This window comes from Ancylobacter sp., from assembly GCF_965279025.1.
Taxonomy (GTDB): Bacteria; Pseudomonadota; Alphaproteobacteria; order Rhizobiales; family Xanthobacteraceae; genus Ancylobacter.
In genome coordinates this window covers 1,847,378-1,867,044 of the sequence record NZ_OZ257132.1, presented here as the reverse complement: position 1 = coordinate 1,867,044, position 19,667 = coordinate 1,847,378, and the positions used below count along the sequence as shown (strand labels likewise).

14 protein-coding genes and 1 pseudogene are annotated in these 19,667 nt (G+C 67.4%); 11 read left to right on the top strand and 4 right to left on the bottom strand.

Features of this window, described 5'->3' with window-relative positions:
• The first annotated feature begins 1 nt into the window (after position 1).
• The 4 genes from ACQY76_RS08675 (at position 2) to ACQY76_RS08660 (ending at position 7,771) form a co-directional block, all read left to right on the top strand.
• Positions 2-1,741 carry an ABC transporter ATP-binding protein gene (locus ACQY76_RS08675; protein ID WP_428032475.1) on the top strand — a complete coding sequence of 580 codons (1,740 nt, stop codon included), beginning with the start codon at positions 2-4 and terminating at the stop codon, positions 1,739-1,741.
• A gap of 159 nt (positions 1,742-1,900) precedes the next feature.
• A complete protein-coding gene (locus tag ACQY76_RS08670) occupies positions 1,901-5,044 on the top strand; it encodes a response regulator (RefSeq protein WP_428032474.1) in 3,144 nt (1,047 codons plus the stop codon).
• Positions 5,041-5,907 carry a CheR family methyltransferase gene (locus tag ACQY76_RS08665; RefSeq protein ID WP_428032473.1) on the top strand — a complete coding sequence of 289 codons (867 nt, stop codon included), beginning with the start codon at positions 5,041-5,043 and terminating at the stop codon, positions 5,905-5,907. The genes ACQY76_RS08670 and ACQY76_RS08665 overlap by 4 nt, the downstream gene beginning before the upstream one ends.
• A complete protein-coding gene (locus ACQY76_RS08660; RefSeq protein ID WP_428032472.1) occupies positions 5,894-7,771 on the top strand; it encodes a response regulator in 1,878 nt (625 codons plus the stop codon). Before ACQY76_RS08665 ends, ACQY76_RS08660 begins: the two co-directional genes overlap by 14 nt.
• A 42-nt stretch (positions 7,772-7,813) precedes the next feature.
• On the opposite strand, the gene ACQY76_RS08655 is transcribed toward ACQY76_RS08660, so the two are convergent.
• Genes ACQY76_RS08655 through ACQY76_RS08640 form a run of 4 tightly spaced genes read right to left on the bottom strand, consistent with a single transcriptional unit; the run spans position 7,814 to position 11,487 of the window.
• A complete protein-coding gene (locus ACQY76_RS08655; RefSeq protein WP_428032471.1) occupies positions 7,814-8,737 on the bottom strand; it encodes an acetamidase/formamidase family protein in 924 nt (307 codons plus the stop codon).
• Between the two features lie 44 nt (positions 8,738-8,781).
• Positions 8,782-9,630, bottom strand: a complete 849-nt coding sequence (locus tag ACQY76_RS08650; protein WP_428032470.1) for an ABC transporter permease — start codon at positions 9,628-9,630, stop codon at positions 8,782-8,784.
• A 4-nt stretch (positions 9,631-9,634) separates the two neighbouring features.
• Positions 9,635-10,444: an ABC transporter ATP-binding protein gene (locus ACQY76_RS08645; RefSeq protein WP_428032972.1), complete on the bottom strand. Its 810-nt coding sequence runs from the start codon at positions 10,442-10,444 to the stop codon at positions 9,635-9,637.
• 20 nt (positions 10,445-10,464) lie between these two features.
• On the bottom strand, positions 10,465-11,487 hold the full coding sequence (locus tag ACQY76_RS08640; RefSeq protein ID WP_428032469.1) for an ABC transporter substrate-binding protein: 1,023 nt from the start codon (positions 11,485-11,487) through the stop codon (positions 10,465-10,467).
• A 473-nt stretch (positions 11,488-11,960) separates the two neighbouring features.
• Here ACQY76_RS08640 and ACQY76_RS08635 point away from each other — a divergent pair.
• From ACQY76_RS08635 to ACQY76_RS08605, 7 genes and pseudogenes are all read left to right on the top strand, one after another.
• Positions 11,961-13,030 (top strand): annotated as a pseudogene (locus ACQY76_RS08635) (transporter substrate-binding domain-containing protein).
• Between the two features lie 30 nt (positions 13,031-13,060).
• The gene (locus ACQY76_RS08630) at positions 13,061-13,675 is read left to right on the top strand and encodes an ANTAR domain-containing response regulator (protein WP_428032468.1); all 615 of its coding nucleotides are present in this window, start codon (positions 13,061-13,063) and stop codon (positions 13,673-13,675) included.
• A gap of 269 nt (positions 13,676-13,944) precedes the next feature.
• Entirely contained in the window at positions 13,945-14,775 is an 831-nt protein-coding gene (locus tag ACQY76_RS08625; RefSeq protein WP_428032971.1) for a nitrilase family protein, read from the top strand.
• Positions 14,776-14,848: 73 nt separating this feature from the next.
• Positions 14,849-15,982, top strand: coding sequence for a substrate-binding protein (locus ACQY76_RS08620; protein WP_428032970.1), 1,134 nt, complete (start codon positions 14,849-14,851; stop codon positions 15,980-15,982).
• Positions 15,983-16,308: 326 nt separating this feature from the next.
• A complete protein-coding gene (locus ACQY76_RS08615) occupies positions 16,309-17,145 on the top strand; it encodes a branched-chain amino acid ABC transporter permease (RefSeq protein ID WP_428032467.1) in 837 nt (278 codons plus the stop codon).
• Entirely contained in the window at positions 17,138-18,967 is a 1,830-nt protein-coding gene (locus ACQY76_RS08610; protein WP_428032466.1) for an ABC transporter permease subunit, read from the top strand. The genes ACQY76_RS08615 and ACQY76_RS08610 overlap by 8 nt, the downstream gene beginning before the upstream one ends.
• Entirely contained in the window at positions 18,964-19,662 is a 699-nt protein-coding gene (locus ACQY76_RS08605) for an ABC transporter ATP-binding protein (RefSeq protein ID WP_428032465.1), read from the top strand. The genes ACQY76_RS08610 and ACQY76_RS08605 overlap by 4 nt, the downstream gene beginning before the upstream one ends.
• The last annotated feature ends 5 nt before the right edge of the window (positions 19,663-19,667 follow it).

Sequence of the window (19,667 nt, the reverse complement as noted above, 5' to 3'; positions counted from 1 at the left end):
CATGAAGCTCATCCGGCCCTTCCTCGCCTATTACGCCCCCTATAAGGGGCTGTTTGTCCTCGATTTTTCCTGCGCGGTGCTGTCCGGCCTGCTGGAGCTGGGCTTCCCGCTCGCGGTGAAGCTGTTCATCGACCATCTGCTGCCGGGGCAGGACTGGCACCTCATCGTCTGGGCAGCCATCGGCCTTCTGGCGATCTATCTGCTGAATGCGGGCCTGATGGCGGTGGTCACCTATTGGGGGCACATGCTCGGCATCAATATCGAGACCGAGATGCGCCGGCGCGCCTTCGACCATGTGCAGAAGCTGTCCTTCTCCTTCTTCGACAACCACAAGACCGGGCATCTGGTGGCCCGGCTCACCAAGGATCTGGAGGAGATCGGCGAGGTCGCCCATCACGGCCCCGAGGATGTGTTCATCGCGGTGATGACCTTTATCGGCGCCTTCGCCGTGATGCTGAGCGTGAATGTCGAGCTGGCGGTTCTCACCGCCATCATCGTTCCCGCCAGCGCGCTCATCACCACCCGCTACGGGCGGCGGATGACGGAGAATTTCCGGGCGCTGTTCGGCCGGGTCGGCGCGTTCAACGCCCGCATCGAGGAGAATATCGGCGGCATCCGCGTGGTGCAGTCCTTCGCCAACGAGGCGCATGAGAGCCGGCTCTTCGCGGTGGAGAATGACAGCTACCGCTCCACCAAGCTCGAGGCCTACCGGCTGCTGGCCGCGAACGCCTCGCTCAGCTATCTCGGCATGCGCCTGACCCAGGTGGTCATCATGCTGGCGGGCACCTGGTTCGTGCTGCGCGGCGAGCTCAGCAATGGCGGCTTTGTCGGCTTCCTGCTGCTGGTCGGCGTGTTCTTCCGTCCGCTGGAGAAGATCGCGGCGGTAATGGAAGTCTACCCCAAGGGGATCGCCGGGCTGCGCTCCTATCTCGATTTCCTCGCCACGCGGCCGGATGTGGCCGACCGGCCGGGCGCGATCGCGCTGGCCGATGTGACGGGCGCCATCCGCTATGAGGGCGTGCGCTTCGCCTATGGCAACGCACCCCCGGTGCTGAACGGCATCGATCTCGACATCCGTCCCGGCGAGAGCGTCGCCTTTGTCGGCCCTTCCGGCGCGGGAAAGACCACCATCTGCTCGCTGCTGCCGCGCTTCTACGAGGTGGGCGGGGGTCGCATCACCATAGACGGGCACGATATTCGCGATGTGAGCCTCGAATCGCTGCGCCGGAACATCGGCATCGTGCAGCAGGACGTGTTCCTGTTCAGCGGCACCATCCGGGAGAACATCGCCTATGGCCGGCTGGACGCCGAGGAGGCCGCCATTGTCGAGGCCGCCCACCGCGCCCAGCTCGACGAGGTGATCGCCGGGCTGCCGCTCGGCCTCGACACCGTGATCGGCGAGCGCGGGGTGAAGCTCTCGGGCGGCCAGAAGCAACGGCTCGCCATTGCCCGCATGTTCCTCAAGGACCCGCCGATCCTCATTCTCGACGAGGCCACCTCGGCGCTCGACAGCGAGACTGAGTGGCAGATCCAGCGCGCGCTGGCGGCGCTTTCGCAAGGGCGGACCACCCTCGTCATCGCCCACCGCCTGTCGACCGTGCGCACCGCCGACCGCATCATCGTGGTGACGCGGGCCGGCGTCGCCGAGCAGGGCAAGCATGCCGACCTGCTGCGGGCGGGCGGCCTCTATGCGCGGATGGTGGAGACCCAGTTCGCCGAGGAAGCCCGTATCCCGGCCTGACCGCGCTGCACGGGGCCGGATTTTTTTCCAAACGTGCGGGAACCTTCCGGCCTCCCGCACGTTTATGCGCGCCGGACGAATGCCGTGTGCGGCGGTCGCCGCGCGGCGGAAGTGTCCGGGCACCGTTTCGGGTAATATCTTGTGGGGAGTATCGGCGGCGTGCGGTTCAGGGCGCTCGGAGAGAAGCCGATCCTTCTCTATGCCATTCTTGCGGTGTTCACCGCGCTCGTCTTCGCCGCGGATCTCTCCGTGCCGCTGGGCGTCGCCGTCTGGGTCACCTATTTCATTCCCATCGTGCTCGCCTATCTGGCGTGGCGCCCGCAGGTGCCTTTGTTCACGGCGGCCATCGTCACCGGCGTCATCGTCGCCGGCTTCATGGTGGATCGTCCCGGCATCGACCCGAGCCTCGCGCTGCTCAACCGGTCGATGGGCACCGCCACCGTGTGGATCCTGGCGGCCACCGGCTATTTCTTCATCCGCAACAAGCTGGCGGTACGCCGCGAGGAATGGATACGGACGGCGCAGGTCGACCTCTCCCGGCGAATGATGGGCGACCTCTCCAGCGAGGAGCTGGGTGATCGGGTCCTCGCCTTCCTCGCCGAGCGGCTGGGCGCGCAGGCCGCGACCTTCTATGTCCGCGACGGCGATTCCTTCGCCCGCGCCGCCAGCTACGGGGTGCCGGCCGACGCGCCGGTGCCGGCCCGCATCCGGCGCGGCGACGGCCTGGTCGGCCAGGTGATCGCCAGCAATCGCAGCGTCACCGTCGACCACGTGCCGGAGGGCTATCTGTATTTCGGCACCTCGCTGGGCCGGGCCAAGCCGGACTGGCTGCTGCTGACCCCGACGCGCGAGGATGACGAGGTCAATGGCGTCCTCGAACTCGGCTTCCGCCGCAAACCCGACCCGCAGGCGCTGGAATTCCTGGAGCGCACCGCGAGCGCCGTCGGTGTGGCGCTGCGCTCGGCGCAGTACCGCACCCGGCTGGAGGAACTGCTGGAAGAAACCCGCCGGCAGGCGGAGGAGCTGCGCGCCCATGGCGAGGAACTGGCTTCGGCCAATGAGGAGCTCAGCGAACAGAGCCAGCGGCTGCAGGAATCGCAGCGCCGGCTGGAGCTGCAGCAGGCCGATCTCGAGGAGTTCAACGCCCAGCTCGAGGAGCAGACCCAGCTTCTCGAGGCCCAGCGCGACGATCTCGCCCGCACGCAGGGAACCCTGAAGGAGCGGGCGAACGACCTCGCCGCCGCCAGCCGCTACAAGTCCGAATTCCTCGCCAACATGTCGCACGAGCTGCGCACGCCGCTCAACGCGCTGCTCATCATGGCGCGGCTGCTCGGCGAGAACCGGGTCGGCAACCTGACGGAAGACCAGGTCAGCTATGCCCAGATGATCGAGACCTCGGGCAATGATCTGCTCACCCTCATCAACGACATTCTCGACCTGTCGAAGATCGAGGCGGGCAAGCTGGAGCTGAAGCCGCAGCAGGTCGAGATCGGACCGCTGGCGCAGAAGCTCGTCAAGAGCTTCGAGCCGCAGGCGGCGCAGAAGGGCGTCGGCCTGCGCGCCGAGATCGGGCCGGGCGTGACCGACGTGCTGGAGAGCGACCCGCAGCGGCTGGAGCAGGTGCTCAAGAACTTCCTCTCCAATGCCGTGAAGTTCACCGCCGAGGGCGAGGTGGTTCTGGGTGTCCATGCCGAGGCCGACGACCGGATCGTGTTCTCGGTGCGCGATTCCGGCATCGGCATCGCCGAGGAGCAGCAGGAGGCGATCTTCGAAGCCTTCCGTCAGGCCGACGGCACCATCGACCGCCGCTATGGCGGCACCGGTCTCGGCCTGTCCATTTCGCGCGAGCTGACCAGCCTGCTGGGCGGCGAGATCCGGCTGGAAAGCCGCCTTGGGGAAGGCAGCACCTTCAGCCTCGTGGTGCCCAAGCGCTTCGCCGGAATCGTCGTCGACAGCGCCAGCGGCGGCCCTCTGCCGCCGACCCGTTCCGGCCGGCGAAGCCCCGCCCCGCAGCGGGTGGAAAGCCGTGCGCCGGACGCCGGCGGCACCGCGCCCGATCTGGGCCTTTCGGCCCGGCTGCCGAGCGGCATCGAGGACGACCGCGCCCATCTGACGGCGGATTCGCGCACCATATTGGTGGTGGAGGACGACCTCGCCTTTGCCCGCATCCTGCTCGACCTCACCCACGAGCTTGGCTTCAAGTGCATCGTCACCACGACCGCCGATGACGGGGCGATCGCGGCGCGGCAATATCTGCCGCATGCGGTCATCCTCGACATGGGGCTGCCGGACCATTCCGGCCTCACCGTGCTCGACCGCATGAAGCACGACCCCCGCACCCGCCACATCCCGGTGCATGTCGTGTCGGCGAATGATTACGAGCAGACCGCCATGGCCTATGGCGCGGTCAGCTTCATCATGAAGCCGGTGAAGCGCGACGCGCTGGCGCAGGCGCTGGAGCGGCTGGAAGACCGCATGGCCCGGCAGTTGCGGCGCATCCTCATCGTCGAGGACGACCCCACCCAGCTGCGCGGCCTGAGCGAGCTTCTCTCGGCCAAGGAGGTCGAAACCGTCGGCTGCGCCACGGCTGCCGCCGCTCTGGCCAAGCTGGAAAGCGAGACCTTCGACTGCATGGTTCTCGACATGACGCTGCCGGACGCCACCGGCTTCGACCTGCTCAGCCGGCTGGCCGACAATGAGGCGGCGGCGTTCCCGCCGGTCATCGTCTACACGGCCCGCCAGCTGACGGATGCCGAGGAACTGCGCCTGCGCCGCTATTCTAAGTCCATCATCATCAAGGGCGCCAAATCGCCCGAGAGGCTGATCGACGAGGTGACGCTGTTCCTGCACCAGGTGGTGTCCGACCTGCCGATGCAGCAGCAGAAGCTGCTCGCCACCTCGCTCAACCGCGATGCCCGCCTCGAAGGCCGCCGCATCCTCGTGGTGGAGGACGATGTGCGCAACGTCTTCGCTCTGACCAGCATCTTCGAGCCGCACGGCGCCAAGGTGACCATCGCCCGCAACGGCCGCGAGGCACTCGATGTGCTGGAGAAGGCCGAGGGCCACCCGCCGGTCGACCTCGTGCTGATGGACGTGATGATGCCGGAGATGGACGGCCTCGCCGCCACACGGGAAATTCGGCGGCGCGAGGACTGGCAGGGCCTGCCCATCATCATGCTCACCGCCAAGGCCATGGCGGACGACCAGGATCAGTGCCTGGCGGCCGGGGCCAACGACTATCTCGCCAAGCCGCTGGACGTCGACAAGCTGCTCTCCCTCGCCCGGGTGTGGATGCCCCGATGACCGGCGTGCCTGGCGTGAGCGAGAAGATCGAGCTCGACCTGCTGATCGAGGCGATCCATCGCCGCTACCACTATGATTTTCGCTCCTATTCCCGCTCCTCGCTCAGCCGGCGGGCGGAGCTGCTGCGCCAGCGCCTGCACTGCGAGACGCTTTCGCATGTGCAGGCGCGCCTGCTGCGCGAGCCCGAGCTTCTGCCGACGATGATCGAGTGCCTCACCGTGCAGGTGAGCGAGATGTTCCGCGATCCCGCCTATTTCCGCGCGCTGCGCGAGGAGGTGATCCCGCACCTGCGCACCTTCCCCTCGCTCAAGGTGTGGGTGGCGGGGTGCAGCGCCGGCGAGGAGCTTTACTCGCTCGCCATCCTGTTCCGCGAGGAAGGGCTGGAGGCGCGCACCATGTTCTACGCCACCGAGATCAATCCGGTGGCGCTGGCCCGGGCGGAGATCGGCATTTACGATCTCGACCGCATCCCCCTGTTCACCGAGAACCACCGCAAGGCGGGCGGGCACTCCTCGCTGTCGGACTATTACACGGCGGCCTATGGCGCGGCGGCGTTCGACAAGTCGCTGCGGGCGCGCACCGTGTTCGCCGAACACAGCCTCGCCTCCGACGAGGTGTTCTCCGAAATGCACCTCATTTCCTGCCGCAACGTCCTGATCTATTTCGATTCGACCTTGCAGGACCGGGCATTGGGGCTGTTCCGGGAGTCGCTGACGCGCGGCGGCTTTCTGGGGCTGGGCATGAATGAGAGCCTGCGGTTCTCGCAGCATGCCGACGCCTTCTCCACCTTCGCCGCCGGCGAACGCATCTATCGCCGGCTGGCCACCGTTCCTCACAGGGAGGCACGCCATGGGGTCGCCTGAGCCGATCAAGTTCCTGCTGGTCGACGACATCGACGAAAATCTGCGCGCGCTGGAGGCCCTGCTGCGCCGGGACGGGCTGGCGCTGTACAAGGCCCGCTCCGGCGTCGAGGCGCTGGAATTGCTGCTGGAGCATGATTTCGCGCTCGCTCTGCTCGACGTGCAGATGCCGGACATGGACGGCTTCGAGGTCGCGGAAATGATGCGCGGCACGGAGCGCACCCGCCGCGTGCCGATCATCTTCGTCACCGCCGCCGCCACCGACGAGGGCCGCCGCTTCAAGGGCTACGAGGCCGGTGCCGTCGATTTCATCTACAAGCCGATCGATCCGCTGATCCTCAAGAGCAAGGCGGAGGTGTTCTTCTCCATTGCCCGCCAGCACGAGCAGCTGGCGCAGCAGAAGGACGCGCTGGCCAATGCCGCGGCGGAACTGCGGGGCGCGCTCGACCGGCTTCGGGCGCATACCGACAATTCGCCGCTCGCCATCGTCGAGTTCGACCCGGAGATGCGTCTCCTCGGCTGGTCGAAGGGCGCCGAGCGCATGTTCGGCTGGACGGCGGCCGAGATGACCGGTCATCACCTCGCCGATCTCGGCTGGCTGCCCGATGCCTGCATCGCCGAACTGGTGGAGCTGTTCGCCGCCTCCATGGCCGATGCCTCGCATGAGCGCGGGCACGACACGGTGCGCTGCCGCACCCGCGACGGTTCGATGCTGGACTGCGAATGGTACAGCTCGGTGCTGCGCCGGCCGGACGGCGCGCCGGTGTCGCTCAGCGTGCAGATCCTCGACATCACCGGGCGCCGCCGCGCCGAGGAAACCCAGACGCTGCTGATCGGCGAGTTGAACCACCGGGTGAAGAACACCCTTGCCAGCGTGCAGGCGATCGCCACGCAGACGCTGCGCTACACCCGCAACCCCGACCAGTTCTCCGCCACCTTCTCCGGCCGCATCCAGGCGCTGGCTCGCGCCCATGGCATGCTGAGCGACCGGACCTGGCAGGGCGCCGACCTCATGGACCTCGTGCAGGACCAGCTGCGGCTCGGCACGATCGATCCCTCCCGCCTGGAGGCCGCCGGCCCGCGCGTGCAGCTGCAGCCGCAGCCCTCGCTGCGCCTGGCGCTGATCCTGCACGAGCTGGCCACCAACGCGCTGAAATATGGCGCCTTCTCGCAGGCGAGCGGGCGGGTGGCGCTCGACTGGTCGGTGGAAGGCGAGCAGTTGCGGCTTCGCTGGAAGGAGAGCGGCGGGCCGCCCGTGCAGACGCCGGTGAAGCGCGGCTTCGGCTCCACCCTCATCGACAGCAGCATGAAATCCGATGGCGGCACCGCCGCCGTTTCCTATCGCAGCGACGGGGTGGAGTGGAACCTGCTCATGCGCCTCGACCGCGCGCAGGAGCCGATGGCGGAAATGGCAAGCCGCGCGCCGGCGACGGCGGCGCCCGCGCTGGCGGCGCGCGAGGCACAGGCCCTTGATGGCTGCCGCATCCTGGTGGTCGAGGACGAAGCCCTCGTCGCCCTCGAACTCATCGCGGTTCTGGAAGATGCCGGCGCCACGGTGTGCGGACCCGCGCGCACCGTCGAGGAGGCTCTGGAGATGATTGAGACCGCCGCCTTCCATGCGGCACTGCTCGACGGCAACCTGCACGGCAAGCCGGTCGATGCCGTCGCGGCGGCGTTGACCCGTCGGTCGGTGCCGTTCGCCTTCGTCAGCGGCTATGGCCGCGAGAGCCTTCCCGCCGCCTTCGCGCACGCGCCGGTGATCGGCAAGCCGTTCACCCCGCAGCAGCTGGTCGAGATCGCCGGCGGAATGGCGCGGCGCGAGGAGAACGTCGTCGCCTTTCCCGGCGCCGCCAACGGAACGCGCTGAGGCGCGCCGGCGGTACGCCCGCCGGCGCCGGTGCCGGTGCCGTCAGGAGGCGAACTGGGCGAGCAGGGCTTTGTCGACCTTGCAGATATAGGTGTATTTCGGGTTCACCACCTGCGTGCAGCGGGCCTCGGCGATCTGGCCGAGCAGCATGTAGCCTTCCGCCGCCGGGATGCCGTACTCGTCCTCCAGCCAGTAGATCATTTCCTGGAAGGCGATCCGCATCGCGTCTTCCAGCGGGCGGGCGCAGCCGAGCGTGCAGATATGCGTCGGCGTCTCGATGCGCGGATGGTTGAGTCGCTTCGGCGCCTCCGTCAGCGTCACCCGCACGGTGAGCGTGGCGCCGATTTCGATGGCGCCCATGCCATTGGCCTCGCCATCGCCCTGCAGCGCGTGGCAATCGCCCAGGAACAGGTGGGCGCCGTCATGGTTCACCCGGAACATCACGCTGTTGCCGGGGGTGATTTCCTGCACGTCGAGATTGCCGCCATGCGTGCCGTTGTCGACGGTGAGCACGCCGCCATGCACGGGCGCCACGCCGGCGACGCCGATCATCGGGCGCACCGGCAGCTTCACCTTGTCGCTCCAGTGAACGATGCCGTCCTTCACCTCGACGACACGGGTGAGGTGGCCGAATTCCTTCTGCCGTACCCAGTCCGGAAACATGCCGATCCCCGGCCACAAGGCGGTGAAGCCGAGCGTGTCGAGCTCCATGCCGATGACTTCCAGCGTCAGCATGTCGCCGCGCTTGGCGCCCTTCACCTCGATCGGCCCGGTCGCGCCATTGACGAAGGGCAGGTCGACATCGGCTTCGGTCAGCTGCTGGCCGAGATGGCGGATGGTGCCGTCATTGGCGTTGATGGCGCATTCGACGACGAAGGTCTCGCCGGGCGCGACGGCAGCGACGAAGGCATCATTGGCCGACAGGGCGTATTTGATATTGCCGGCTTTGCTGACACGCTGGTTCATGGTCACTCCATTGGGCACTGAAACGCGGAAAGGCGGAGCGGCGTTCAGCCCAGGCGACGCCAGGGCATGAGCAGCTTTTCCACCTTGCCGACGATGAAGGTGAGGACGAGGGCGAGCGCGATGGTGGCGACCAGCGCGGCGAAGACCTTGGGGATGATGTAGAGCGAGCCGGCCTTGAAGATGGCGTGGCCGAGCCCTTCCGAAGACGACATGAACTCGCCGACGATGGCGCCGATCAGCGCGAAGCCCACGGTGAGCCGCAGCCCGGCGAAGATGTCGGTCAGCGACGCCGGCACCACCAGCTTGCGGAAGATCTGGAACTTCGAGGCGCCGAGCGTGCGCATCAGGTTGATCTGGTCCTCGTCCACGCCCACCGCGCCCTTGTAGGACGTCACCAGCGCCACGATCACCACCGAGAGAGTCGACATAGCGATCTTCGAGGTCAGCCCGGTGCCGAACCAGATGATGATGATCGGCGCCAGCGCGATGATCGGGATCGAGCCGAGCGCGATGACGAAGGGCTCGATGACCCGCGAGACGAAGCGCGAATACCACAGCGACAGGCCGACCAGCGTGCCGATGACGTTGCCGACCAGAAAGCCGAGCAGCGTTTCGACGCCGGTCACATAGGTGTCGCGCCACAGGCTGCCGTCGCGCGCCATGGTCAGAAGGAAGCCGGCAATGGCGGAAGGCGAGCCGAACATGAACGCCGCCTGCTTGTCGAAGGCGGTCATGTATTCCCAGAAGGCGATGAAGGCGGCGAGCACGGCGACCTGGCTCGCCACCACGAGCGATGTGGCGCGCAGCCTGGCGCGCCGGTGCGCGGCGAGGCGCGCGGCAGCGGCGGCGTCCTGCGTCGGGGCGAAGAGGGTGGGGCTGGCGGAACCGTGCATGCCGTTACTCCTGGTTCCGCGTCACGTCGAGATCGGCCCAGATGCGCCGGACATAGTCGACGAAGCCGGCGCTCTCGCGGGCGGCGATCATGTCGGTGCGCTCGGTGCCCAGCGCGATGTCATAGGTCGCCTTCACCCGCGTCGGCCGCTTGGTCAGCACGATGACGCGGTCGGCGATCGAGACCGCTTCCTCGATGTCGTGGGTGATGAGCAGCACCGAGCGCCGGCTCTCGCGTACCAGCTTGGCGGTGTCGCTCTCGATCAGCAGCTTGGTCTGGAAATCGAGCGCGGCGAAGGGCTCGTCGAGCAGCAGCACGTCCGGCTCGTTCACCAGCGTGCGGGCGAGCGCCACGCGCTGGCGCATGCCGCCCGACAGCGTGGTGGGGTAGTGCTCGGCGAAGCCGTGCAGGCCGAGCTGGTCGAGCATCACATGGCTGCGCTCCTCGGCCTCGGAGAGCGGCACGCCGCGTATCTCCAGGCCGAGCATGACGTTGCGCAGCGCCGTGCGCCAGGGCAGCAGCAGGTCCTTCTGCAGCATGTAGCCGACGCCGGCGGGCTGGCCGGCCATCGGCTTGCCGAACCAGCTCACCCGGCCGGAATCGGGCGCGATGAGGCCGCACAGCGTGTTGAGCAGCGTGGTCTTGCCGCAGCCCGAGGGGCCGACAATGGCGACGATCTCGCCCTCGTTCAGCGTCAGGCTGAGGTCGCCGATGACCGGCACGACCCGGCCGGCGGCATCGAAGCTCTTGGCCACATGCTCGACAATGAGTGGCGGGGCGCCGGCTGCCGCCGGTGCCCCCGCCTTTGCCGCCATGGCGGACGCAACCACTGTGCTCACCCGAGCTGCTTGACCGCCTTCTCGGCGAAGGAGTTGTCGATGATCTGGTCGAAGCTCACCGTGCCCTTGATGTTGCCGAGGTAGATCTGCATGTCCATCAGGTTCTTCCACTGGTCGGGCTTGGTGACGACCGACTGCGCCGGGATGAGATATTTCAGCTCGGCATCGATCGCCTTGTCGACCACCTCGCCCGGCAAATCGGGGAATTCGAGCCGCGCCACCTTCTTGGAGAAGGCCGGGTCGGCATAGGTCTTGCGCGAGGCTTCCTCGAAGGCCGTCACCAGCGCCTGCACCATCTCCGGGTCTTTCTCGATGGTCGAGGGCAGCACCATGATGCCGGTGTTGCAGAACGGCCCGATATAGTTCGAGAAGTCGAACACCACCTTGGAGCCCTGCGCCTCGGCGGCGGCGACGCTCGGCTGGTAGGCGACCGCCATGTCGGCCTGGCCCGCCAGCATGGCGCCGATCTCGGTGCCCGGGCTCACCGGCACGATGATCACGTCGGTGCCGAGCTTGAGCCCGGCCTGCTCGACCATGCGCTTGGTGACGGAATAATTGGTGTTGGGCTCGGGCGAGGTGACGACCTTCTTGCCCTTCAGGTCCTTCGGGTCGGTGAAGGGCTCCATGGTCTTCGACACGCCGAAATAATGCGCGCGCTGCACCACCGTGCCGACCACCACGCCGGGGCCGCCATTCTCGCGCGAGATCTGCGCCATGGTGGCGTCGCCGATGGCGAAATCGGCCGAACCGCCGAGCACCGCGGCGAAGGTCTGGGTGTCGCCGCCGGCGGCCGATACCTTCATGTCGAGGCCGTGCTTCTCGAAGATGCCGTCATGCATGCCGACATAGAGGTTGATGTAGCCGAGGTTGTGCACCGCCTCGCTGAAATTCACCGTCTTGAGCTTGGCCGCCCGGGCGCCCGTAGAAATATAGGGCATCGCGACGAGGCCGCCGGCCGCCACCGCCGTGGTCTTGAGGAAATTGCGACGATCGACGCCAGCACGGAAGAATGTGGACATGTGCGCTCTCCGGTTCCCGAATATTCGAGTTCTTGGCGCCATGAGAAATCGCCGGATGGTGAGAGACAAGGCGAAATAGGGCGCAGCTTTCCACCATCCCATGCCGCCGGGCGAACGCAACTCACATAATGACGCTTTTGACACGTCATCTGATCAATTCTGGACGCAGCCCTGCCTATATCGCCCGCTTGGCGATGATGTTCTTGGCTGACCTATGGTCTAAATGTCATTTTTGACAGAATAGCCGCCTGATATATCAGCACCCTGCCGCGCCGCTGGGCGGGCCGGCGTGCCCTTGACCTGCTGCGTGCCCGCGCGCCAAAACGGACGCGGCCGGGGTGTCGGACACTCCGGCAGGCAGGACGACAACAGGCAGGGCTGGCGCGGTGGCGGCTTTCGGCAGCGCAGAAAATGGGTCGGGCGCCTCAGGTGCGCTGTGGCGGGTGGGCGTGCTGTTCTCCCGCAAGGGGCACATGCGCGAGCCGGAGACCGAGCATTTTCGCGGCACGGCGCTGGCCATCGAGGAAATCAACCTCGCTGGCGGCGTGCTCGGCCGGCTGATCGAGCCGGTGTGCTACGACCCGGAATCCAGCCCCGAGCTATACCGCCGTTCGGCCGAGCGGCTGCTGACCGAGGACGGCATCAGCACCATTTTCGGCTGCTGCACCTCCTCCTGCCGCAAGGCGATCCTCGCCACGGTGGAGCGGCGCAACGCCCTGCTCTGGTACCCCTCGCTCTATGAGGGGTTCGAGTACTCGCCGAACGTGATCTACACCGGCGCGGCGCCCAACCAGAACAGCCTGCAGCTGGCGCGGCACCTGCTCGCCGCCTATGGGCCACGCTTCTACCTCGTCGGCTCGGACTACATCTATCCCCGCGAATCCAATCGCATCATGCGCGACCTCGTCTCGCGCGAGGGCGGCGAGGTGGTGGCGGAAACCTATGTGCCGGAGCAGCCGCACGAGGACCAGATCCGCCGCGTGGTGGAGGATATCCGCCGGCGCGCGCCCTCGGTGGTGTTTTCCACCGTCGTCGGCCAGGGCGCCCACCTGCTCTACCGCATCTTCCGCGAGGCCGGGCTCGATCCGCGCACCATGCCGATCGCCAGCCTCACCATGTCGGAGGGCGAAATCCGCGCCATCGGGCCGGAGCTGTGCGTCGGGCACATCACCTCGGCGCCCTATTTCTCCAGCCTCGACACGCCGGCCAATCACCGCTTCGTCGCCGCCTACCGCGCCCGCTTCGGCCGCGATGCGGCGGTGACGATGTACGCGGAAGCCGCCTATTTCCAGATCCACCTCTTTGCCGACGCGCTTGCCCGCGCGAAGTCGCTGGACACCCAGCGTCTCGTCGACGCCGCGCTCGGCACCGAGTTCGAGGCACCGCAGGGCCGCATCCGCGTCGACCCGATAACAACCACACCTACCTGCTGCCGCGCATCGGCATGGTGAACGAGCATGGCGAGTTCGACGTGGTGTGGGAGGCCAAGGCGCCGGTGAAACCCGACCCCTACCTCGTCGACCATATTTACGACCATGCGTGAGGGCGCGAGAAACCCCGGCGGGCCGCCTGCATGAGCGCCTCGCAGCTGATCCAGAACCTGCGCAACACCCGCGTCGCCGTGGTGCACCCGCGCGACCAGGATGGCGACGATCTGGTGCGCCAGCTGCAGCGCATCGGCTGCCAGGTGCAGGTGGTGTGGCCGCCGCCCCCGCAGCTTCCGCTGCCGCTCGACGCGGTGTTCTTCCTGCTCGACCGCGACACGAGGAGCTCGATGCCCTGGCGCATGGCGGACCTCGCCATCGCCCATATCGCCATCGTCGACTACGAGAACCCCACCGTGCTGAAGGCGCTGCTGGATTCCAGCGCCCATGGCGTGCTGGTGCGCCCCATCCGCGCCTCCGGCGTGCTCTCCAGCCTGGTGCTGGCGCTTTCCCAGCGCGGCTATGAGGGGCGGCTGCTGGCCAAGATCGGCAAGCTGGAGGACACGCTGCGCACCCGCCGCGACGTGGAAAAGGCGACGCGGCTGCTGATGGGACTGCGCAACCTCTCCGAGGACGACGCCTACCAGTTCCTGCGCAAGCAGGCGACGGCCAAGCGCGTGCCCATCGGCACCATCGCCGGCTCCATCATCAACGCCCATGCGATGCTGGCGGAACTCGACCGCGACGGCGATACCGACAAGTAAGCCCTGCTGCCTAACCGCTAGGCAAATGCGTCCGTGCCTTTATCCCGTGCATTGATGCTTGACAGGACCCCGCCGCTGCGCTTCCATGGGTGCAGCGCTTCATGAGCGCGGCGGCAGCGTTGCCGCCTTACATCCAGGCTATGCAGCCCTCGATGGTGCCGAAAGGCACTGCCGGGGGCTTTTTGTTTTCACGCCGCGGGCCGCCGCGGCGAGCGCAGAGGTGTGCCCCTATGCCGAGTTCCAGCCTTGTCCGCGTGGCCTGCCTGCAGATGGAGCCGCGCTTTGGCGACACCAACGCCAATGTCGCGCATTCGCTCGAACTCATCGGCAAGGCGGCCGACGCCGGCGCCACCCTGCTGGTGCTGCCGGAACTCGCCAATACCGGCTACGTGTTCGAGACCCGCGAGGAGGCCTTCGCGCTGGCCGAGACCATCCCCGACGGGCCGACCTGCGTGGCCTGGGCGAAGATCGCCAGGGAGCGCGGCCTCCACATCGTCGCCGGCATCACCGAGCGCGAGGGCACCGCGCTCTATAACAGCGCGGTGGTGATCGGCCCCGAAGGGCATATCGGCACCTATCGCAAGATGCATCTGTGGGGCAACGAGAACCTGTTCTTCGAGCCCGGCAATAACGGCTTCCCGGTGTTCCAGACCCCGCTCGGGCGCATCGGCGTCGCCATCTGCTACGATGGCTGGTTCCCCGAGACCTACCGGCTGCAGGCGCTGCAGGGCGCCGACATCGTGTGCGTGCCCACCAACTGGGTGCCGATCCCCGGCCAGGCGGAAGGGCGCGAGGCGATGGCCAACATCCTCGCCATGGCCGCCGCCCATTCCAACTCGCTCTACATCGCCTGCGCCGACCGTATCGGCACCGAGCGCGGCCAGCCCTTCGAGGGGCAGAGCCTCATCATCAGCTACACCGGCTGGCCCGCCGCCGGCCCGGCGAGCCGCGATGGCGAGGAGATCGTCTCGGCCGAGATCGACCTCGGCGCCGCCCGCCGCGCCCGCAACTGGAACGACTTCAACCAGGTGCTGCGCGACCGGCGCACCGATGTCTATGCCGAGATGCTCGGCTCCGACATTTCCCGAGGCTGGTACTGAGCCTCACGTCTTCACCGCCGAAAAAACGTCCATAACCTTCCGGAGAAAGCCAATGTCACGCACTTCACTGCTCATGGCCGGCGCCTTCGCCGCCGGCCTGCTCACCGGGCCGGCGCTTGCCGCCGACACCGTCACCATCGGCATTCCCGTCGGCCTGTCCGGCGCCAATTCGGTGGTCGCCCCCTCCGTCGTGCAGTCCGCCGAGCTGGCGGTCGAGGAGATCAACGCCAAGGGCGGCATCCTCGGCAAGAAGGTGGTGCTGGAAGTCGCCGACGATGCCTCGGGTGCCGCCGGCGCGCAGAAGGCCTTCGATTCGCTGATCTTCCAGAAGAAGGTCGACGCGCTGATCTCGATGGAGACCTCGGCGGCGCGCAATGCCGGCCTGCCGATCGTCAATCGCGGCAAGGTGCCCTACATCTACACCTCGTTCTATGAAGGGCGCTCCTGCAGCCCGTATATGTTCGTGAATGCCTGGGTGCCGGACCAGCAGGTCGCCCCGATTGTCGACTTCTTCAACAAGGAAGGCGCCAAGACCTACTTCCTCATCGGCTCCGACTACGCCTTCGGTCGCGGCATGCTGGCCTTCACCAAGGACTATATCGAGAAGACCGGCGGCAAGATCGTCGGCGACGAATACGCCCCGATGGACGCCACCGACTGGACCGCCATCCTTTCCAAGGTGAAGGCCGCCAACCCGGACGCCATCATCACCTCTACCGCCGGCGGCGCGCCGAATGTGACGCTGACCAAGCAGCTGCGCGCGGCGGGCATCAAGGCGCTCTATGGCAACCTCGCCGTGGATGAAGGCACCGCCAAGTCCATGGGCCCGGATGCCGAGGGCATCTACATCGCCGGCTCCTACTTCACCAATATCGACACCCCGGCCAACAAGGCCTTCCTCGCCGCGATGGAAAAGAAGTTCGGCAAGGATCTGAAGACCCCGAACGACCTCTCCGTGCCGCAATATGAAGCCGTCTACGCCTACAAGGCCGCGGTGGAGAAGGCCGGCACGACCGACGCCGCCAAGGTGATCCCGGCGCTGGCCGAGGTCGCGGTGGAAGGCCCGCGCGGCACCATCGTCATGAACAAGCAGCGCCATGCGCCCCTCACCATGTATCTCGGCCAGGTGAAGGCCGATGGCTCGGTCGGCATCATGTCCACCTTCAAGGACGTCGATCCCGGCGACCAGTGCCCGAAGCTGAAGTGAGCGTACGCTCTTTCGCCTGACGCCCCGTGCGACGCGTCCGCCCCTCTGTAAAGGAAGGGTGACGCGAAGCGCCGGCCGGGGGCGGCGGCTTCCGTGTCTGGCCCGCCGCTGCCCCTTGCCACGTCCACGACGCGGATGGCCCGCGCCTTGCCAATAAGGCGCAAGTTCATCCTGAGGTGCCCGGCCCCGCCGGGCTTTGAGGGATGTTCACACGCAGGCGGCTCTCTTCCGACATCCTTCGACGCGTGCTGCGCGCACCTCGAGATGATGTGCTTTCGGACCGACCCTTCTCGACCCAACGTGCCTCCAACCCGAAGGACCCTCGCATGATCGGCCAGACGCTGGACATCGTGACGACCGCCGCCATCCTGTATGCGGTGGCGACCGGGCTGCTGCTCGTGTTCGGCGTCATGAAGATCATCAATTTCGCCCATGGCGGGCTGATGACGCTGGGCGGCTATGCCGCTCTCCTCACCACCCAGGCCGGGCTCAACCCCTGGCTCGCCATTCCTGCCGCCGCCCTGTTCGGCGGCGTGGTCGGCATGGCGATCGAGCGCTTCGTGGTGCGCCCGCTCTATAACCGCCCGCTGGACGCCATCCTCGCCACCTGGGGGCTGTCCATCATCATCGGCCAGCTCATCACCATCGCCTTCGGGCGCGGCGTGCAGTTCGCGCAATCGCCGCTGAACGGCACGCTCGATCTGTTCGGCGAGAGCTATTCCGCCTACCGCCTCGCCCTTGTCGGCATCGCCGCCGTACTCGGCATCGCCCTCACCGCGCTGCTGCAGGGCACCAGGCTGGGGCTGGAGACGCGCGCGGTCATCATGAACGAGGATCTGGCGCGCGGGCTGGGCATCAATAGCGGCCTCGTGCGCTTCCTCACCTTCACCCTCGGCTCGGCGCTGGCCGGGGTCGCCGGCGCGCTCATCACGCCGCTGTCGAGCGTCGATCCCGGCATGGGCGTTCCCTGGCTGGTCAACGCCTTCATGCTGGTGCTGGTGTCGGGCGCCTCGCTGGTCAGCCTGCTCTTCGCCTGCCTGGTGCTGGGCGGCGCGCAGGTGCTGGTCGCCACCCATTTCAGCCCGGTCCTCGGAGGGCTCACCATCGCTGTTCTTGCCGCCATCATTCTGCGCATCCGCCCGCAGGGGTTCGCCCGTGACTGAAGCGCGCCGCCTTTCCCTCATCCTCGCCGTTTCCCTGCTCGCGCTGGCGGCGATCTTCGCCGGGCCCTCTGTGCTCGACACCTATTCGGTCAACGTGCTCACCCGCTCGCTGCTGTACGCGGCGGTGGCGCTGACGGTGGACCTGCTGTGGGGCTTTCTCGGCATCCTCACCTTCGGCCAGTCGGTGTTCTTCGCCTGCGGCGCCTATGCCGCCGGCCTCGTCTTCACCCATATGGACTTCTCCACCTCCAACGCGTTTCTGGCGCTGGGGCTCGGTGTCGGCGGGGCGCTGCTGGTCGCCGCCATCGTCGGCTGGCTGGCCTTCTGGCACGGCGCCTCGGCGCTCTACGCCTCGGTCATCACGCTGGTGCTGCCCATCGTGGCGACGCAGTTGCTCTATTCCGGCGGCACCTTCACCGGCTCGTCGAGCGGGCTGTCCGGCTTCATGAGCTTCGACCTGTCGATGGAGGCGTGGTTCTGGCTGTCGGGCAGCTTCCTCGTCGGGGTGACGACGCTGGCCTACATCTTCGTCAAGAGCGACGCCGGCCGGCTGCTGGTGGCGGTGCGCGAGAACGAGCAACGCTGCAAATATCTCGGCCTCGACACGTCGCGGCTGAAGATCCTCGTCTATCTCGTCTGCGCCGCCATCGCGGCGGTCGCCGGCTATATCTATGCCGGCTATGCCATGGTGGTGGCGCCCGAGCTCGCCGGCTTCGTGTTCGGCACCGAGCTGGTGATCTGGACCGCGCTCGGCGGGCGCGGCACGCTGCTCGGCCCGGTGTTCGGCGCGCTGATCGTGGATTACGAGAGCGCGCAGCTCGCCGGCGACTATCCCTTCGTCTGGCAGCTCATCATCGGCACGCTGTTCGTGCTGGTCATCGTCGCCTTTCCGCGCGGCCTGCTGCCGGTGGTGTTCGATGCCCCGCGCAAGCTGCTCGGCCTCATCCGCCCGCGCACGGCGAGGCCGGCGGTCTCCGTCACGCTTTCGACGCTCGACGCGGCGGACACGCAAGGGGTAGCGCCCGGCGAGGGGCCGGCGCTCGCCGTGGCCGGCGTGGTCAAGCGCTTCGGCAGCCTCACCGTGCTGGAAGGCATCGACTTCGAGGCGCGCCCCGGCGAACTCGTCAGCCTCGTCGGGCCCAATGGCGCCGGCAAGACCACGCTGATGCGCTGCATCGCCGACGGTGCCGAGCGCTCCGCCGGCTCCATCATGGTCAATGGCTATGATATCGGCCGCAAGCCGCCGGAGGCCTGCGTGGCGCTCGGCGTCGGGCGCAAGTTCCAGATGGCCAATGTGTTCGAGACGCTCACCGTCGCGCAATGCCTGCAGATCGCCCGCGTGCGCCACGCCAGGCCCTCGCTCTGGCGCCGCGCGCAGGAGCTGCCCTTGCCGGAAGCGGCGATGCACGTTCTGGCGACCACCGGGCTCGACCAGCAGCTTTCCACGCCCGCGCATCTGCTCTCGCACGGCATGAAGCAGGCGCTGGAACTCTCCATGGTGCTGGCGCTGGAGCCGCGCGTGCTGCTGCTGGACGAGCCGACCGCCGGCCTCACCAAGACCGAGCGCATGCAGATCGGCGCCATCCTCACCGATCTGACCCGCAAGCAGGGCCTGTGCGTGCTGCTGGTGGAGCACGATCTCGATTTCGTGCGGGAAATCTCCTCGCGGGTCATCGTGCTGCACCAGGGCCGCATCGTTCTGGACGGCTCGGTGGCCGAGGTGGTGGCGTCCGAACTGGTCAAGCAGGTCTATGCCGGTTCCGGCCATGCCGGCATCGACCACGAGACGGCAGCGCCCCCCGCACAGGAGATGCCGGCATGAACGCGCTTTCCGTCGATAACCTCTCCAGCGGCTATGCCGGCGCGGTGGTGCTGCGCGAGGTGAGCCTTGCCATCGCCCCCGGCGAAATCCTCGCCGTTCTGGGCAAGAACGGCATGGGCAAGTCGACCCTGCTCAAGGCGGTGATGGGCTTCCTGCCGAAAATGACCGGCAGCGTGGCCATCGGCGGGGCGGAGGCAACGCGGCTCTCCCCGCACCGCGTCGCCCGCCTCGGCGTCGGCTATGTCGCGCAGGAAAAGGCGCTGTTCCAGGACATGAGCGTGGAGGAAAATCTGCGCCTCGCGGTGCGGCGCCCGGATTTCGAGGCGGCGCTGGCCGAGGTGGAAGCCTCCTTCCCCTTCCTGCTGCAGCGGCTGAAGCAGCGTGCCGGCACGCTGTCGGGCGGCGAGCAGAAGATGCTGCTGATGGCCCGCTCGCTGGCGACGGGGGCGAAGCTGCTGCTGGTGGACGAGATCACCGAAGGCCTGCAGCCCTCGGTCATCGACCGGCTCGCCGGCGTCATCCGCAGCGCGCGCGACCGCCACGGCACCACCTTGCTGCTGGTCGAGCAGCATCTGCCCTTCGCGCTGGCGGTGGCCGACCGCTGGGCGGTGCTCGACCGCGGCGAGATCGCCGAGACCGGCGCCGCCACCGACCCGGACGCCCGCCAGCGCGTGCTAAGACATCTGAGCGTGTGAAGCCG

Bases quoted from the DNA above. Each gene is read 5' to 3' on its own strand.
- ACQY76_RS08605 (WP_428032465.1), top strand. From the start codon at position 18,964: ATGAACGCGCTTTCCGTCGATAACCTCTCCAGCGGCTATGCCGGCGCG.
- ACQY76_RS08625 (WP_428032971.1), top strand. From the start codon at position 13,945: ATGGAGCCGCGCTTTGGCGACACCAACGCCAATGTCGCGCATTCGCTC.
- ACQY76_RS08620 (WP_428032970.1), top strand. From the start codon at position 14,849: ATGGCCGGCGCCTTCGCCGCCGGCCTGCTCACCGGGCCGGCGCTTGCC.
- ACQY76_RS08650 (WP_428032470.1), bottom strand. From the start codon at position 9,630: ATGCACGGTTCCGCCAGCCCCACCCTCTTCGCCCCGACGCAGGACGCC.
- ACQY76_RS08675 (WP_428032475.1), top strand. From the start codon at position 2: ATGAAGCTCATCCGGCCCTTCCTCGCCTATTACGCCCCCTATAAGGGG.
- ACQY76_RS08640 (WP_428032469.1), bottom strand. From the start codon at position 11,487: ATGTCCACATTCTTCCGTGCTGGCGTCGATCGTCGCAATTTCCTCAAG.
- ACQY76_RS08655 (WP_428032471.1), bottom strand. From the start codon at position 8,737: ATGAACCAGCGTGTCAGCAAAGCCGGCAATATCAAATACGCCCTGTCG.
- ACQY76_RS08630 (WP_428032468.1), top strand. From the start codon at position 13,061: ATGAGCGCCTCGCAGCTGATCCAGAACCTGCGCAACACCCGCGTCGCC.
- ACQY76_RS08615 (WP_428032467.1), top strand. From the start codon at position 16,309: ATGATCGGCCAGACGCTGGACATCGTGACGACCGCCGCCATCCTGTAT.
- ACQY76_RS08645 (WP_428032972.1), bottom strand. From the start codon at position 10,444: ATGGCGGCAAAGGCGGGGGCACCGGCGGCAGCCGGCGCCCCGCCACTC.
- ACQY76_RS08665 (WP_428032473.1), top strand. From the start codon at position 5,041: ATGACCGGCGTGCCTGGCGTGAGCGAGAAGATCGAGCTCGACCTGCTG.
- ACQY76_RS08660 (WP_428032472.1), top strand. From the start codon at position 5,894: ATGGGGTCGCCTGAGCCGATCAAGTTCCTGCTGGTCGACGACATCGAC.